The organism is Thioalkalivibrio sp. ALJ24 (assembly GCF_000377785.1).
Classification (GTDB): Bacteria; Pseudomonadota; Gammaproteobacteria; order Ectothiorhodospirales; family Ectothiorhodospiraceae; genus Thioalkalivibrio.
This window is the reverse complement of record NZ_KB898724.1, coordinates 116,685-130,136: the sequence shown is the minus strand read 5'-3', so window position 1 is coordinate 130,136 and position 13,452 is coordinate 116,685. Positions and strand designations below refer to the sequence as shown.

Here is a 13,452-nt window from a genome sequence, read left to right as displayed (position 1 = left end):
TGCTCCGACACTACTTCGACCAGAACTTCAGGTCCTCGAAGAACGAACGCACCCCGTCGAAAAAGGAATGCTCCTTCGGGCTGTGTTTGGTGCCGCCGGCCCGGGTCTCTTCCTCGAACTCCTGCAGTAGTTCCTTCTGCCGTTTCGTCAGGTTGACCGGCGTCTCCACCACCACGCGACAGATCAGATCGCCCACGCTGCCACCGTGCACCGACTTCACACCCTTGCCGCTGATGCGGAACTGCTTCCCGCTCTGGGTCTCCGGCGGGATCTTGAGGTTCACCCGGCCATCCAGCGCCGCTACTTCCAGTTCGCCGCCCAGGGCCGCGGTGGCGAACGAGATCGGCACCTCGCAGTGCAGGTCGTTGCCCTCGCGCCGGAACAGCTGGTGCGGCTTGACCCGCACCTGCACGTACAGATCCCCGGGCGGCCCTCCGTTGAGGCCGGCCTCGCCCTGACCGGACAGCCGAATGCGGTCCCCGTTGTCGACCCCGGCGGGGATCTTCACGTCGAGGGTGCTCTGCTCCTGTACGCGCCCCTGGCCGCCGCAGGCCTTGCACGGCGTCGGGATGATCCGCCCGGTACCCTGACAGCGCGGACAGGTCTGCTGCACCGAGAAGAAACCCTGCTGGATGCGGACCTGGCCCATGCCGTTACAGGTGGGGCAGGTCTCGGTGGAGGTCCCCGGCTCCGCGCCCGAGCCGTCACAGGCCTCGCAGCTGCTGGTCGTGGGGATGCGGATCTGCACCTCGGTGCCGAACACCGCCTCTTCCAGGGTGAGCTCCAGGTTGTACTGCAGATCGGAGCCGCGGTAGGCGCGCTGGCCGCCGCGGCCCCCTCCGCCACCGCCGAAGATATCGCCGAAGATATCCTCGAAGATGTCGCTGAAGTTGGCGCCCCCGGCCCCGCCGCCGAAGCCCCCGGCGGCCGAACCGTCCACGCCGGCGTGGCCGTAGCGGTCATAGGCGGCGCGTTTCTGGTCGTCGCTGAGGACGTCATGCGCCTCGCGGGCCTCCTTGAAGCGGGCCTCGGCCTCCTCATCCCCCGGATTGCGGTCGGGGTGGTACTTCATCGCCAGGCGACGAAAGGCCTTCTTGATCTCGGCGGCGGAGGCGTCCCTGGACACCCCCAGCACCTCGTAATAGTCGCGTTTTGCCATGGTCGGTTTCCTGCGGATGGGACGGGGCGATCAGGCCGCTTCCGGGAACGAAAGCGCCCGGGTTCGCGCGTGCGCGTGCCCGGGCGTCACCATTCCCGCAAACGGAACCGGGCCCCGAGAGGCCCGGCAACGGCGGATCAGCCGTTCTTGCGGTCGTTGTCGTCGACTTCCTCGAACTCGGCGTCGACCACGTCGTCGCCCTGCTGCTGCCCGCCGGCTTCCCCGGAGGCATCGGCCGCCCCGGCATCACCGCCCTGCTGCGCATAGGCCTTCTCGGCGATCTTGCCGGAGGCCTCGGCCAGCTTCTGCGAGGCCTGCTCGATGGCCTCGGCGTCGTCGCCTTCCATCGCGGTCTTCACCTCGGCCACCGCCGACTCCACCGCCGAGCGCTCCTCGTCGGAGACCTGGTCGCCCAGATCACTGAGCGACTTCTCGGCCGAGTGCACCATCGCATCGGCCTGGTTGCGCGCCTGCACCAGCTGCTGGAACTTCTTGTCCTCTTCGGCATGGGCCTCGGCGTCCTTGACCATCTGCTCGACCTCCTCCTCGGACAGGCCGGAGGAGGCCTTGATGACGATCTTGTTCTCCTTGCCGGTCGCCTTGTCCTTCGCCGAGACGTTCAGGATGCCGTTGGAGTCGATGTCGAAGGTGACCTCGATCTGCGGCACGCCGCGCGGAGCCGGCGGGATATCCTGCAGGTCGAAGCGGCCAAGCGACTTGTTGGCGCTGGCCATCTCGCGCTCGCCCTGCAGCACGTGCACGGTCACCGCGGTCTGGTTGTCCTCGGCGGTGGAGAACACCTGCTGTGCCCGGGTCGGGATGGTGGTGTTCTTCTCGATCAGCTTGGTCATCACGCCGCCCATGGTCTCGATCCCGAGCGACAGCGGGGTCACGTCCAGCAGCAGCACGTCCTTGACGTCGCCGCCCAGCACGCCGGCCTGCACCGCGGCACCGACCGCGACGGCCTCGTCCGGGTTCACGTCCTTGCGCGCATCCTTGCCGAAGAAGCCGGAGACCGCTTCCTGCACCTTGGGCATGCGGGTCTGGCCGCCGACCAGGATCACGTCGTCCACCTCGGAGGCGGACAGGCCGGCGTCCTTCAGGGCCACCTTGCAGGGCTCGATGGAGCGCTGGATCAGGTCCTCGACCAGGCTTTCCAGCTTGGCCCGGGTGACCTTGATCGCCAGGTGCTTGGGCCCGGTATTGTCGGCCGTGATGTACGGCAGGTTCACTTCGGTCTGCTGCGCGGAGGACAGCTCGATCTTCGCCTTCTCGGCGGCTTCCTTCACGCGCTGCATGGCCAGCGGATCGCCCTTGATGTCGATGCCCTGGTCCTTCTTGAACTCGTCGGCCAGGTAGTCGATCAGGCGATTGTCGAAGTCCTCGCCACCGAGGAAGGTGTCACCGTTGGTCGCCAGCACCTCGAACTGGTGCTCGCCGTCCACCTCGGCGATCTCGATGATCGAGATGTCGAAGGTACCGCCGCCCAGGTCGTACACCGCGATCTTGCGGTCACCGCGCTGCTTGTCCATGCCGTAGGCCAGCGAGGCGGCCGTCGGCTCGTTGATGATGCGCTTGACCTCCAGCCCGGCGATCTTGCCGGCGTCCTTGGTCGCCTGGCGCTGCGAGTCGTTGAAGTAGGCCGGCACGGTGATGACCGCTTCGGTCACCTCTTCCCCGAGGTAATCCTCGGCGGTCTTCTTCATCTTCTGCAGCACGCGCGCGGAGATCTCCGGCGGGGCCATCTTCTTGCCCTGCACCTCGACCCAGGCGTCGCCGTTGTCGGCCTTCACGATGCTGTAGGAGACGAGTTCGATGTCCTTCTGGACCTCATCTTCCTCGAACTTGCGGCCGATCAGACGCTTGGCCGCAAAGATGGTGTTCTGCGGGTTGGTCACCGCCTGGCGCTTGGCGGCCTGGCCCACCAGCACCTCGCCGTCGTCACTGAAGGCGACGATGGATGGCGTGGTGCGCGCGCCCTCCGCGTTCTCGATGACCTTGGCCTGGTCGCCTTCCATCACGGCGACGCAGGAGTTGGTGGTCCCGAGGTCGATTCCGATCATCTTGCCCATGGCTGAACTCTCCTGAAAGTGAACTGGTGGCACGGGCTTCATCCCGTGCGTTTGTCCGGTGATCTGGGGGCCGCGACGGCCTTTTCAACCCGCCGCGGCAGAATTTCGCTGGCCGGCCGGCGCGACGCCGGTCAGGCGCTCTCGTCGATGCCCGGAGAGCTGGGTGCCCGCGAGACCACGACCATCGCCGGGCGCAGCACGCGGTCCTGCAGCATGTAACCCTTCTGCATGGTCGCGACCACGGTGTTCGGCGGCTGCTCGGGATCCTCCTGCATCGACATCGCCTGATGGCGTTCGGGATCGAAGCGTTCGCCGGTGGGCTCTTCGGGCTGAATGCCGAACTTCTCGAAGACCTTGGTGAGGTTCTTGAGGGTCAGCTCCACGCCCTCGATGACGCGGTCCACGTCCTGCGACTCGCGCGCGGCCTGCAGGCCCATCTCCAGCGAATCGCAGACCTCCAGCATCTCCGAGGCGAATTTCTCCATCGCGTATTTGTGCGCGTTCTCCAGCTCGCGCTCGAAACGACGACGCTGGTTCTCCAGCTCCGCCTGGGCACGCAGGGCCTGGTCGCGACGCTCCTCCGCCAGGGCCTCGAGCTCCTGGATGCGCTCGGCGTCCGCGGCCGCCTCCGCGGCTTCCTGCTCCTCGGGGGACGGCGCCTCCTGCGCCTCGTTTTCGTGCTGTTCCCGGGATTCCGGCTGTTCGGACATGCTTCCCTCGCAATCTGTCGGATGTTCGTTCGGGCGTCGACCGATGGGCGACGCACAAGCAGGAAGGCGGGGCCGGGGCCCCGCCTTCGTGGCGTTTACTGGGAGTCTGGGGATTCCCCGCGCACATTCAAGGCCGAGCCCAGCAATCGGGCGGTCACGTCCACGATGGGGACCACCCGGTCGTAGGACATGCGGGTCGGGCCGATCACGCCCAGCACGCCCACCACCTCGCCGTCCACGCTGTACGGCGCGGTCACCACCGAGCAGTTCTCGAACCAGTCGAGACCGGACTCGCGGCCGATGAAGATCTGTACGCGATCCCCGCGGATGCACTGGTCGAGGATGCCGAGGATCTCGCGTTTCTCGTTGAAGGCCTCCAGCAGCTGGCGCAGGCGTTCGCGGTCCGAGAGTTCCTCGTACCCCAGCAGCTGGGTCTGGCCGGCCACCACCACGTCATCAGGGTCCTCGGCGCCCACCGCCTGCTCGCCCAGATCGATGGCGGCCAGCATCTGCGCGTCGAGGTCGTCGCGCACCTCGCGCATCTCCCGCAGCAGTTCGGCGCGCACCGTGTGCAGGCTCTTCCCGGCGAGATGCGCATTGAGATAATTCGCCATGCGCTGGAGATCGTCCTGGCTGAAATCGCGGTCCAGCTCCAGCACGCGATTCTGCACCTCGCGCCCGTCGATCACCAGGATCGCCAGTACCCGGCCCTCGCCCAGGCGCAGGAACTCGATCTGCGACAGGGCCACGTTGCGATGCCGCGGCAGGCGCACCATCCCGGCCATGCGGGTCACCTGCGACAGCACGCTGCTGGCGCTGTCCAGCAGATCCTGGGTCGACGCGCCCGGGTCGAAGCGCGATTCGATCGCGTCGATCTGCTCGCGGCTGGGCTTGCGCACCTCCAGCAGGCTGTCGACGAACAGTCGGTAACCGGCCGTGGTCGGCACGCGCCCGGCCGAGGTATGCGGGGACTGGATCAGGCCCCGCTCCTCCAGGTCCGCCATCACGTTGCGCACCGTGGCGGCGCTCACCTTCAGACCGGAGGCGCGCGCCAGATTGCGGGACCCCACCGGCTGACCGTCGCTGATATAGCTCTCGATCAGCGTCCGCAGCAGGGTCCGCTCGCGGGCATCCAGCTGGATCGAAGAGTCGGTCATCGTTCTGTCAGCGCTCCTTCCGGATGAGTGCCACAACCCCGCAAGTGTTCGGGGACGGCCGTCCGGCGTCAAGCGGGCCGCGTGCAGGCGCGCCCGGTTTTCCGGATAATGCCGGCATGATGCCAGAGTTCAAGACCGTCGGCCTGATCGGCAAGGCCAGTGACCCGCGCACCGCTCCGCTGGTGGAGCGGCTGGTGGACCTCCTGTGCCAGCGCGAGCGCCATATCCTGATGGAGGCCGACATTCAGGGCTTCCAGCGCCCGGCCGACGTACCGGTCAAACCGGTGGACGAGCTCGCACGCGAGGCCGATCTCCTGATCGTGATCGGCGGCGACGGCACGCTGCTGTCCACCGCACGGGTGACCGCCGGCATCGGCACGCCGCTGCTGGGGATCAATCTGGGCCGCCTCGGCTTCCTGGTCGACGTCTCTCCCGAGAGCGCTCCGGAGGAACTGGGCGAGGTCCTGGACGGCGCCTATGTACTGGAACCGCGCTCCATGCTGGAAGCGGAGGTAATCCGCGACGGTGTGACCGTGCATACCGGCGTGGCGGTCAACGATGCGGTGCTGCATGTCCTCAGCGTGGTGCGCATCATCGAGTTCGACACCACCATCGACGGCGTCGACGTCGGCCGCCTGCGCGCCGACGGGCTGGTGGTGGCCACGCCCACCGGCTCCACCGCCTATGCCCTGTCGGCCGGCGGCCCCATCCTGACCCCGGAGATGGACGGCATGGTGATCGTCCCGGTCGCCCCGCACAGCCTCAACCACCGCCCGCTGGTGGTGGGCGGCGGATCGGTGATGGAGATCCAGCTGTCCCCCGAGAGCCGTTCACCGGCCCAGGTCGCGCTGGACGGGCAGGAAAACGTCGACTTCGGCCCCGGCGACCGCCTGCGCATCCGCCGCCGCGCCCACGGCATGACCCTGATCCACCCGTACAACCATCAGTTCCTGCGCACGCTGCGCTCCAAGCTGCGCTGGGGGGAACAGCCCTGACATGCTGCGCCTGATCCACATCCGCGATTTCGCCATCGTCGACGAGCTCGAACTGGAGCTGGACGACGGCCTCAACGCCCTGACCGGCGAGACCGGGGCCGGCAAGTCCATCCTGGTCGACGTGGTCGGCCTGCTGCTGGGCGATCGCGCCGACGCGACCATGGTGCGCGAAGGCGCCGAGCAGGCCGAGCTGGGGGCCGAGTTCGAGCTGGCTGACGACAGTCCCGCACAGGCCTGGCTGGCCGAGGCCGGCCTGGCGGGCGAGGACGACGCCCCGGTGCTGCTGCGCCGTGTGCTCACGCGTCAGGGCAAGAGCCGCGCCTGGATCAACGGGCGCCCGGCCACCATCACCCAGCTGCGCGAACTCGGCCAGTGGCTGGTCGACATCCATGGCCAGCACGCCCATCAGCAGCTGCTCGGACGTGACACCCAGCGGGCGTGGCTGGACGGCTTTGTCGAGGCCCCGCTGCGCGAGGCCGTCGCCACCGCCTTTCACGCCTGGCGCGAGGCCCGTGACCAGCTGGAACAGGCCCGGGCGGAGCTGGCCGAGGCCGGCGACCGCCTCGATCTGCTGCGCTTCCAGACCGGCGAACTGGCGGAACTGGCCCCGCAGGACAACGAATACCCCGAGCTGTCCACCGAACAGAGCCGTCTGGCGCACGGGACCGAGGTCCTGCAGGCGTTGCAGTCCGCCGATGCCACCATCACCGAGGACAACGGCCTGGACACCCTGCTGGGCCAGGCCCTGCAGCGCCTGCAGGACGCGGCCCGCCACGACGACCGGCTGCAGGCCGGCATCGAGCTGCTGGAATCGGCGCGCATCCAGATCGACGAGGCCGGCGACACCCTGCGCCGGCTGGCCGAGGACATCGACCCCGACCCGCAGCGCCTGGCCGAGCTGGATGAACGGCTGGGGGAATACCTGCGTCTCGCACGCAAGCACCGCGTGGAGCCCGAGGAACTCCCCGGGCTGCATCAGCGGCTGCAGGACGAACTCGAGCACCTGGAATCCGGCGACCGGACGGTCGAAGAACTGGAGGCCCGGGCCACGCAGGCGCGCCGCGCGCTGGAAGACGCCGCGGGGGAACTGACCCGCGCCCGCGAACAGGCCGCGCGACGGATCGAGTCCGAGGTCACCGCGACCATGCAGGAACTGGGCATGGCCGGCGGACAGTTCGAGATCGCCGTGGAACCCGACGACGAACCCCGCGCCCACGGCGCCGACCGGGTGGAATTCCGCGTCGCCGCCAATCCCGGCCAGACCCCGCAGCCGCTGGCGCGGGTGGCCTCGGGCGGCGAACTGTCGCGCATCGGCCTGGCCCTGCAGGTGCTCGCCAGCCAGCAGCAGACCGTGCCCACGCTGATCTTCGACGAAGTGGACTCCGGCATCAGCGGTGCAGTGGCCGAGGTCGTCGGGCGCAAGCTGCGACGCCTGGGGGAACGTCACCAGGTACTTTGCGTGACGCATCTGGCGCAGGTTGCCGCGCAGGCGCATCATCAGCTGGAGGTGGCCAAGACCACCTCGGACGATCACACCCGCACCGGCATCCGGCGGCTGGATCGGGACGATCGGGTGGAGGCGCTGGCGCGCCTGATCGGTGGCAGCTCGCTCACCGAGAACAGCCGCGCCCATGCGCGCGAGCTGCTGGAGACGGCCGGGGACTGACGCCCCGGGCCACGCCGCGACGGCTCAGGAGGCCGGGCGCCGGGGGCAGGATTCGTCGCTGCAGTCGCCGTACAGTACCAGGGCATGATCGCGGATCGAGAAGCCGTGGTCCGCAGCGATCCGCTGCTGGCGCTGCTCGATGGTCTCGTCGTAGAACTCCTCGACCCGCCCGCACTGGTTGCACACGATATGGTCGTGATGTCCCCCGCGCTCCAGCTCGAACACCGCCTGGTTGCCCTCGAGGTGGAGCCGGCACACCAGCCCCGCGGCCTCGAACTGGGTCAGTACGCGATACACCGTGGCCAGGCCGATCTCCTCGCCGGAATCCAGCAGCTCGCGATAGATCGCCTCGGCAGTGAGGTGGCGGGTCTCCGACTGCTCGAGGATCTCGAGGATCTTCATCCGCGGCAGCGTGACTTTGAGTCCGGCCTTCTTGAGATTGCTCGTTTCCATGCACGATCCCTGCGTCCGGCGCCCGCGGGCATTGAGAGTGACCGGATGCTTTGGTGTACCATGCGCGTTTCCAGGCTCGTCCAAGGTCCCGCGCGCTCGATGAACAAGATTCTCATTACTATCGCGCTTGCCGCAAGCACGCTCACCGCCTGCAGTGGCTTTAACCAGTTCCGGCTCGATGTACAGCAGGGGAACGTGATCGATGCCACCGACGTGGCGCAGATCCAGCCAGGGATGACGCCCGGGCAGGTGCGTTTTCTGATGGGCACCCCGCAGCTGGATGCCGCGTTCAAGAGCGAGGACCGCTGGGACTACATCTATTATCGTCGCCCCGGCATCGGCCCGACCGAACGCGGGCGCGTCAGCGTGTATTTTGCGGATGGCGTGGTCGCCTACGTCGATTCGGACGTGCCGCAGCCGGTCGCGCTGGAAGACTATCCGGTGGAACCGGACGGCTGAGCGGACTCGGCGCCACCCGCGTCGTTTCCGCCCTTCGCCGGACCTTTCTTCTCGGAGTCGGTCTTCCCGGCATCTTTCTTTCCGGCGCCCTTCTGCCCGGCCCGCTGGCGCCGGACCTCCTTCGGATCCGCGATCAGCGGTCGGTAGACCTCGATGCGGTCCCGTGGCCGCAGCACGGTGTCGCGGCGAGTGATCTTGCCGAAGATCCCCACCTTCGCGTTGTCCAGGTCGATCTCGGGGAAGTGCCGGTCGATCTCCGACTGGCGCAGAGCCTGGTCGACGGTGGTACCCGGCGCCACCTCCAGCGGCAGGATCAGCTGGCGGTCGGGCCGCGCGTAGGCGACCTCCACCGTCATCGGCCCGTCCTGCCCTTCCGGCCCGTCCTCAGCCATTCCCGTGCACCTCCTGCGCCCGGCGGACAAAGGCGTCCACCAGGGAGTTGGCGATCTGGTGGAACACCGGGCCGATCGCGAACGACATCAGCCGGCTGGCGAACTCGAATTCCAGCTCCAGCGAGATGCGCGTGCCGCCGCCCTCCAGCTCGGTGAAGCGCCAGGTGCCGTGCAGGCGCTGGAACGGCCCCTTCACCAGGCGGATGTCGATGGACTCCGGCCGCCGCAGGGTGTTGCGGGTGGTGAACGACTTGTGCAGCGCGCCCTTGGCCAGCTCGATGGTGCCCTCCACCTGGGTCTCGGTCCGGTTGCGGGAGGACGCGCTGCGACAGCCCGGCAGGAATTCCGGGTAGGCGTCGATGTCGTCCACCAGGTCGAACATCTGCTCGCGCGAATACGGCACGTCGGCCGAACGCTGGATCTTCGAGCCCATCAGATCAGCTCCACCGCGCGCAGGAACACCAGCAGGATCGCGATCGGGGCCACGAAGCGCACCAGGAAGTACCACAGCCCGAACAGGGCCGGGGAACGCATCGCCAGCTCCGCACTCACCGAACCGCGGGTCATGCGCCAGCCGGCAAACAGCGCGATCAGGAATCCGCCCAGCGGCAGCAGGATGTTCGCGGTCAGGTAGTCGAGGAAGTCGAGCACACCCATGTCGAACAGGGTGTAGTCCGACCAGACGTTGAGCGACAGCAGCGCCGCGATCCCCAGGGTCCAGGCGGCGATCGCCAGCGCCGTGGTCGCGGCCACCCGCGTCATGCCCACGGTTTCCACCAGCCAGGCCACCGCCGGCTCGGCGATCGAGATCGCCGAGGTCCAGGCCGCGAAGCTCAGCAGGATGAAGAACACCGTGCCGAAGATCAGCCCGCCAGGCATCTCGCCGAAGGCCAGCGGCAGGGTCACGAAGATCAGCCCCGGACCCTCGCCCGGCGACAGCCCGGCGCCCAGCACGATCGGGAAGATCGCCAGGCCGGCCACGATCGCGACCAGGGTGTCCGCACCCACGACCACCCCGGCAGTGCGCGGGATGGAGGCGTCACTCTGCAGGTAGCTGCCATAGATCATGATCGCGCCCATGCCCAGGCTCAGGGTGAAGAAGGCCTGCCCCATGGCCAGCAGCACGGCGTTCGCGGACAGCTCGGAGAAGTCCGGCGCCAGCATGAACGCCAGACCCTCGGCGAAGTTGCCCTGCACCACCGCGTAGCCGACCATCACCAGCAGCATCACGAACAGCAGCGGCATCAGGATGGTCACCGCCTTCTCCAGCCCCGACTGCACCCCGCGCGCGACGACGATGCCGACCATCACCATGAAGATGGTGTGCCAGGCCAGCAGCGCCTCGGGCGATGCCAGCATGCCGTCGAACATTGCCTCGGAGCCACTGGCGTCCAGGCCGACAAAGCCCCCCGCCCCGCTCTTGAAGATGTAGGACAGGGCCCAGCCCGCCACCACCGAGTAGAACGACAGGATCAGGAAACCGGTCACCACGCCGATCCAGCCGATGGACGACCAGCCGGTCGACACCCCTTCCTCGCGCGACAGGCTGGTCATGGTGTTGATCGGCGACTGGCGCCCGCGCCGGCCGAGCATGATCTCGGCGATCATCACCGGCAGACCGATCAGCAGGATGCAGGCCAGATACACCAGCACGAAGGCGCCACCGCCGTTCTCGCCGGCGATATAGGGGAAGCGCCAGATGTTGCCGAGACCGACGGCGGAACCGGTGGCCGCGAGGATGAAGGCCAGGCGCGTGGTCCATTGCCCGTGGATCGATGCGGTGGGTGGCATGCGGATCTCCGTGTTTTTGCCCGTGAATTGTGAGCCAAGGTCGCCCGGCACTCAACTTGCCCCGTTGCGGCGCGCGCCCCGACCCCGGATGCCGGCCGTTGACGCCTGGAGTACACTGCGCCCCCATGGGCAAGAAAAAGAACAAGACCGGCGGGGACGGTTCCAGCACCATCGCGCTCAACCGGCGCGCCCGCCACGACTACCACATCGAGGACCGGCTGGAGGCCGGACTGGCCCTCGAGGGCTGGGAGGTCAAGTCACTGCGGGCCGGCCGCGCGCAGATCAGCGAGGCCTACGTCCTGCTGCGCAACGGCGAGGCATACCTGTTCGGCGCCCATTTCACGCCCCTGCCCACGGCCTCCACGCACATTAACCCGGACGCGAGCCGCACCCGCAAGCTGCTGCTGCACCGTTCCGAGATCAACCGCCTGATCGGCGCGGTGGAGCGCCGCGGGTTCACCCTGGTGCCGCTGGCCCTCTACTGGAAGCGCGGCCGGGCCAAACTGGAGATCGGCCTGGCCAAGGGAAAGAAGGCCTACGACAAGCGCGCCGACAAGAAGGAACAGGACTGGCAGCGCGAGCGGGCGCGCATCATGAAAAATCGTTGAACAAGAACGGCTGACGCCGACTCATCCGCCGGCCGCGCGCCAGCGGCAGGTCCCCCCCGCCGCCTCGTCCAGCACCGTCAGCAGCTCGGCATGGGCGGCCGCCTCCTCCGCCGACGGCTCCACGACCGGGAGCGGCTGCCCCGAACGCCGTGCCCGCGCCGGCGCCTCCGAGCCGGTCTCCTGGCCGGAATCGCTGTCCAGGGTCAGGCTCACCTGCCCGCCGGTCATCGCCAGATAGACGTCGGCCAGCAGCTCGGCGTCCAGCAGCGCGCCGTGCAGGGTCCGGTCCGAGGCATCCACCCCGTAGCGCTTGCACAGGGCATCCAGCGAGTTGCGGCTGCCGGGGTGCATGCGCCGCGCCAGCACCAGCGAATCCAGCACCTCGCAGATCTCGGTCACCGACTCCGCCGGCGCCTGCCCACCCAGCAGCCGCAGTTCGTGATCGAGAAAGCCGACATCGAACGGCGCGTTGTGGATCACCAGCTCGGCGCCGCGCACGAACTCGACGAATTCTGCTGCCAGGTCGGCAAAACGCGGCTTGTCCGCCAGAAACGCGTTGTTGATTCCGTGCACCGCCACCGCGCCGGCGTCGATCTCGCGATCCGGCTGAATGTAATGGTGCCAGACCCGGCCGGTGGGCCGGCGGTTGTCCAGCTCCAGGCAGCCGATCTCGATGATCCGGTGACCGTCCGCCGGTTCCAGGCCGGTGGTCTCGGTATCCAGCACGATCTGTCGCATGTTGCGGTCTCCTCAAGGAAACACGGATCAGTATTTCCTTAACCGGTGGTGCCGTCCAGCAGCTCGTCGATGCCGGCGTTCGCCAGCTGGTCGGCACGTTCGTTCTCCGGGTGGCCGCTGTGCCCGCGCACCCAGTACCACTCGATCGAATGGCGGCCGGCCTCGGCATCCAGGGCCTCCCACAGATCCCGGTTCTTCACCGGCTGCCCGGAGGCCGAACGCCAGTTGCGCCGCTTCCAGCCCGGCAGCCATTCGGTCACGCCCTGTTTCACGTACTTCGAATCGGTCACCAGCTCCACCCGGCAGGGCCGCTGCAGCGTCTGCAGGGCCCGGATGGCCGCCGTCAGCTCCATGCGGTTGTTGGTGGTCTCGTCCTCGCCACCGTAGAGCTCGCGCTCGTGGCCCCGGTACCGCAGCACCGCGCCCCAGCCACCCGGGCCCGGATTGCCGCGACAGGCTCCGTCGGTGTAGATGTACACCCGGTCGTCGTCAGTCATGCGCGTCCCCCGCCTCGTCGCGTTCGCCGGCGCATGATACGCGGGAAACGGCGATACCGGGAGCCGGAGCCGGACGGGCGAACTGCATGCCGCGCGCCGGGCGCAGCGGCTCCTCCACCCGCTTGTGCGCGATGGTCAGGATTACCCCCGCCAGTGGCGGCACGCCCCGCAGCGTCCACGGATCCAGGCGCGCCAGCCGGCGCTGCCACGTGACCGACAGCCCCGGTGGCAGCAGACTGAGGTTCCACTGTTCCAGCACCTCCAGACCGGCCTCGCCCAGCATCCCGCGATAACGCACCGCGCGCAGCCCCTCGGGCAGCGGCGAGGGCCACAGGCCCGCCTCCGGGTCACCGTGCAGCCGATTCGCCTCCAGCATGAACAGGTGCCCCTCGGGCTCCAGCACCCGCGCGGCCTCGTTGACCACCACCTGTGGCTGCGCGCTCCAGCTGCACGGGTGGCCGAGCACCACCATGCGGGCGCCGGCGCTCTCCAGGGCCCAGGACTCGGGGTCGATGCGGATGTCCGCGCGCGGCGGGGCGACGCGCACGACCCGGGCCTGATCATGGGCCTCGGGATCCATCAGCGGGGCCGGTGCCAGTTCCACCGCGACATCCAGCGGACTGCCCGTCGCGTGGCGGCGCATGCGGTCCAGCAGGCGCTCGCGCACGCGCCGCCCCTGCGGCTGGGCATACCACTCGCCCAGACATTCCCGCATCCGCATTTGGTACTCCGGGTTCGCTGGTTTATCCTTCATG

Annotated in this window: 15 protein-coding genes; 4 read left to right on the top strand and 11 right to left on the bottom strand. The window is 68.3% G+C overall.

All coding sequences use genetic code 11. The features are described 5' to 3' along the window. Positions 1-10: 10 nt before the first annotated feature. The 4 genes from dnaJ to hrcA form a co-directional block, all read right to left on the bottom strand. Positions 11-1,159, bottom strand: coding sequence for a molecular chaperone DnaJ (dnaJ, locus tag D571_RS0100615; protein ID WP_018934741.1), 1,149 nt, complete (start codon positions 1,157-1,159; stop codon positions 11-13). A 137-nt stretch (positions 1,160-1,296) separates the two neighbouring features. Beyond that, the gene (gene dnaK / locus D571_RS0100610; RefSeq protein ID WP_018934740.1) at positions 1,297-3,231 is read right to left on the bottom strand and encodes a molecular chaperone DnaK; all 1,935 of its coding nucleotides are present in this window, start codon (positions 3,229-3,231) and stop codon (positions 1,297-1,299) included. Positions 3,232-3,362: 131 nt separating this feature from the next. After that, a complete protein-coding gene (gene grpE, locus D571_RS0100605; RefSeq protein ID WP_018934739.1) occupies positions 3,363-3,941 on the bottom strand; it encodes a nucleotide exchange factor GrpE in 579 nt (192 codons plus the stop codon). A gap of 95 nt (positions 3,942-4,036) precedes the next feature. Next, complete coding sequence (gene hrcA / locus D571_RS0100600; RefSeq protein WP_018934738.1) at positions 4,037-5,098, bottom strand: heat-inducible transcriptional repressor HrcA; 1,062 nt, start codon at positions 5,096-5,098, stop codon at positions 4,037-4,039. 116 nt (positions 5,099-5,214) lie between these two features. Here hrcA and D571_RS0100595 point away from each other — a divergent pair, with 116 nt between their 5' ends. Together D571_RS0100595 and recN are read left to right on the top strand one after the other, a co-directional pair. Then, positions 5,215-6,093 (top strand): NAD(+) kinase, encoded by an 879-nt coding sequence (locus D571_RS0100595; RefSeq protein WP_018934737.1) that lies wholly within the window; start codon positions 5,215-5,217, stop codon positions 6,091-6,093. Position 6,094: 1 nt separating this feature from the next. Next, complete coding sequence (gene recN, locus D571_RS0100590) at positions 6,095-7,759, top strand: DNA repair protein RecN (protein ID WP_018934736.1); 1,665 nt, start codon at positions 6,095-6,097, stop codon at positions 7,757-7,759. Between the two features lie 24 nt (positions 7,760-7,783). On the opposite strand, the gene fur is transcribed toward recN, so the two are convergent. Further along, positions 7,784-8,212, bottom strand: coding sequence for a ferric iron uptake transcriptional regulator (fur, locus tag D571_RS0100585; RefSeq protein ID WP_018934735.1), 429 nt, complete (start codon positions 8,210-8,212; stop codon positions 7,784-7,786). 99 nt (positions 8,213-8,311) lie between these two features. On the opposite strand from fur, the gene D571_RS0100580 reads away from it, so the two are divergent. Next, entirely contained in the window at positions 8,312-8,671 is a 360-nt protein-coding gene (locus tag D571_RS0100580) for an outer membrane protein assembly factor BamE (protein ID WP_018934734.1), read from the top strand. On the opposite strand, the gene D571_RS0100575 is transcribed toward D571_RS0100580, so the two are convergent. From D571_RS0100575 to D571_RS0100565, 3 genes are read right to left on the bottom strand one after another with little or no spacing between them, the layout of a single operon-like run. Further along, a complete protein-coding gene (locus tag D571_RS0100575; RefSeq protein ID WP_018934733.1) occupies positions 8,647-9,063 on the bottom strand; it encodes an RnfH family protein in 417 nt (138 codons plus the stop codon). The genes D571_RS0100580 and D571_RS0100575 overlap by 25 nt on opposite strands. Beyond that, complete coding sequence (locus D571_RS0100570; RefSeq protein WP_018934732.1) at positions 9,056-9,496, bottom strand: type II toxin-antitoxin system RatA family toxin; 441 nt, start codon at positions 9,494-9,496, stop codon at positions 9,056-9,058. The genes D571_RS0100575 and D571_RS0100570 overlap by 8 nt, the downstream gene beginning before the upstream one ends. Then, the gene (locus D571_RS0100565) at positions 9,496-10,854 is read right to left on the bottom strand and encodes a sodium-dependent transporter (RefSeq protein ID WP_018934731.1); all 1,359 of its coding nucleotides are present in this window, start codon (positions 10,852-10,854) and stop codon (positions 9,496-9,498) included. Before D571_RS0100565 ends, D571_RS0100570 begins: the two co-directional genes overlap by 1 nt. 125 nt (positions 10,855-10,979) lie before the next feature. On the opposite strand from D571_RS0100565, the gene smpB reads away from it, so the two are divergent. Next, positions 10,980-11,462, top strand: a complete 483-nt coding sequence (smpB, locus tag D571_RS0100560) for an SsrA-binding protein SmpB (protein ID WP_018934730.1) — start codon at positions 10,980-10,982, stop codon at positions 11,460-11,462. A 21-nt stretch (positions 11,463-11,483) separates the two neighbouring features. On the opposite strand, the gene dnaQ is transcribed toward smpB, so the two are convergent. From dnaQ to D571_RS0100545, 3 genes are read right to left on the bottom strand one after another with little or no spacing between them, the layout of a single operon-like run. Beyond that, positions 11,484-12,200: a DNA polymerase III subunit epsilon gene (gene dnaQ, locus D571_RS0100555; RefSeq protein WP_018934729.1), complete on the bottom strand. Its 717-nt coding sequence runs from the start codon at positions 12,198-12,200 to the stop codon at positions 11,484-11,486. A gap of 38 nt (positions 12,201-12,238) precedes the next feature. After that, positions 12,239-12,697 (bottom strand): ribonuclease HI, encoded by a 459-nt coding sequence (rnhA, locus tag D571_RS0100550; RefSeq protein WP_018934728.1) that lies wholly within the window; start codon positions 12,695-12,697, stop codon positions 12,239-12,241. Continuing rightward, entirely contained in the window at positions 12,690-13,418 is a 729-nt protein-coding gene (locus D571_RS0100545) for a hypothetical protein (protein ID WP_018934727.1), read from the bottom strand. Before D571_RS0100545 ends, rnhA begins: the two co-directional genes overlap by 8 nt. Positions 13,419-13,452: the final 34 nt, after the last annotated feature.

Coding starts and splice junctions, on each gene's coding strand:
- D571_RS0100570 (WP_018934732.1), bottom strand. CDS start 9,496: ATGGGCTCGAAGATCCAGCGTTCGGCCGACGTGCCGTATTCGCGCGAG.
- D571_RS0100545 (WP_018934727.1), bottom strand. CDS start 13,418: ATGCGGATGCGGGAATGTCTGGGCGAGTGGTATGCCCAGCCGCAGGGG.
- D571_RS0100595 (WP_018934737.1), top strand. CDS start 5,215: ATGATGCCAGAGTTCAAGACCGTCGGCCTGATCGGCAAGGCCAGTGAC.
- dnaK (WP_018934740.1), bottom strand. CDS start 3,231: ATGGGCAAGATGATCGGAATCGACCTCGGGACCACCAACTCCTGCGTC.
- rnhA (WP_018934728.1), bottom strand. CDS start 12,697: ATGACTGACGACGACCGGGTGTACATCTACACCGACGGAGCCTGTCGC.
- grpE (WP_018934739.1), bottom strand. CDS start 3,941: ATGTCCGAACAGCCGGAATCCCGGGAACAGCACGAAAACGAGGCGCAG.
- D571_RS0100580 (WP_018934734.1), top strand. CDS start 8,312: ATGAACAAGATTCTCATTACTATCGCGCTTGCCGCAAGCACGCTCACC.
- fur (WP_018934735.1), bottom strand. CDS start 8,212: ATGGAAACGAGCAATCTCAAGAAGGCCGGACTCAAAGTCACGCTGCCG.
- dnaJ (WP_018934741.1), bottom strand. CDS start 1,159: ATGGCAAAACGCGACTATTACGAGGTGCTGGGGGTGTCCAGGGACGCC.
- recN (WP_018934736.1), top strand. CDS start 6,095: ATGCTGCGCCTGATCCACATCCGCGATTTCGCCATCGTCGACGAGCTC.
- hrcA (WP_018934738.1), bottom strand. CDS start 5,098: ATGACCGACTCTTCGATCCAGCTGGATGCCCGCGAGCGGACCCTGCTG.
- dnaQ (WP_018934729.1), bottom strand. CDS start 12,200: ATGCGACAGATCGTGCTGGATACCGAGACCACCGGCCTGGAACCGGCG.
- smpB (WP_018934730.1), top strand. CDS start 10,980: ATGGGCAAGAAAAAGAACAAGACCGGCGGGGACGGTTCCAGCACCATC.
- D571_RS0100565 (WP_018934731.1), bottom strand. CDS start 10,854: ATGCCACCCACCGCATCGATCCACGGGCAATGGACCACGCGCCTGGCC.
- D571_RS0100575 (WP_018934733.1), bottom strand. CDS start 9,063: ATGGCTGAGGACGGGCCGGAAGGGCAGGACGGGCCGATGACGGTGGAG.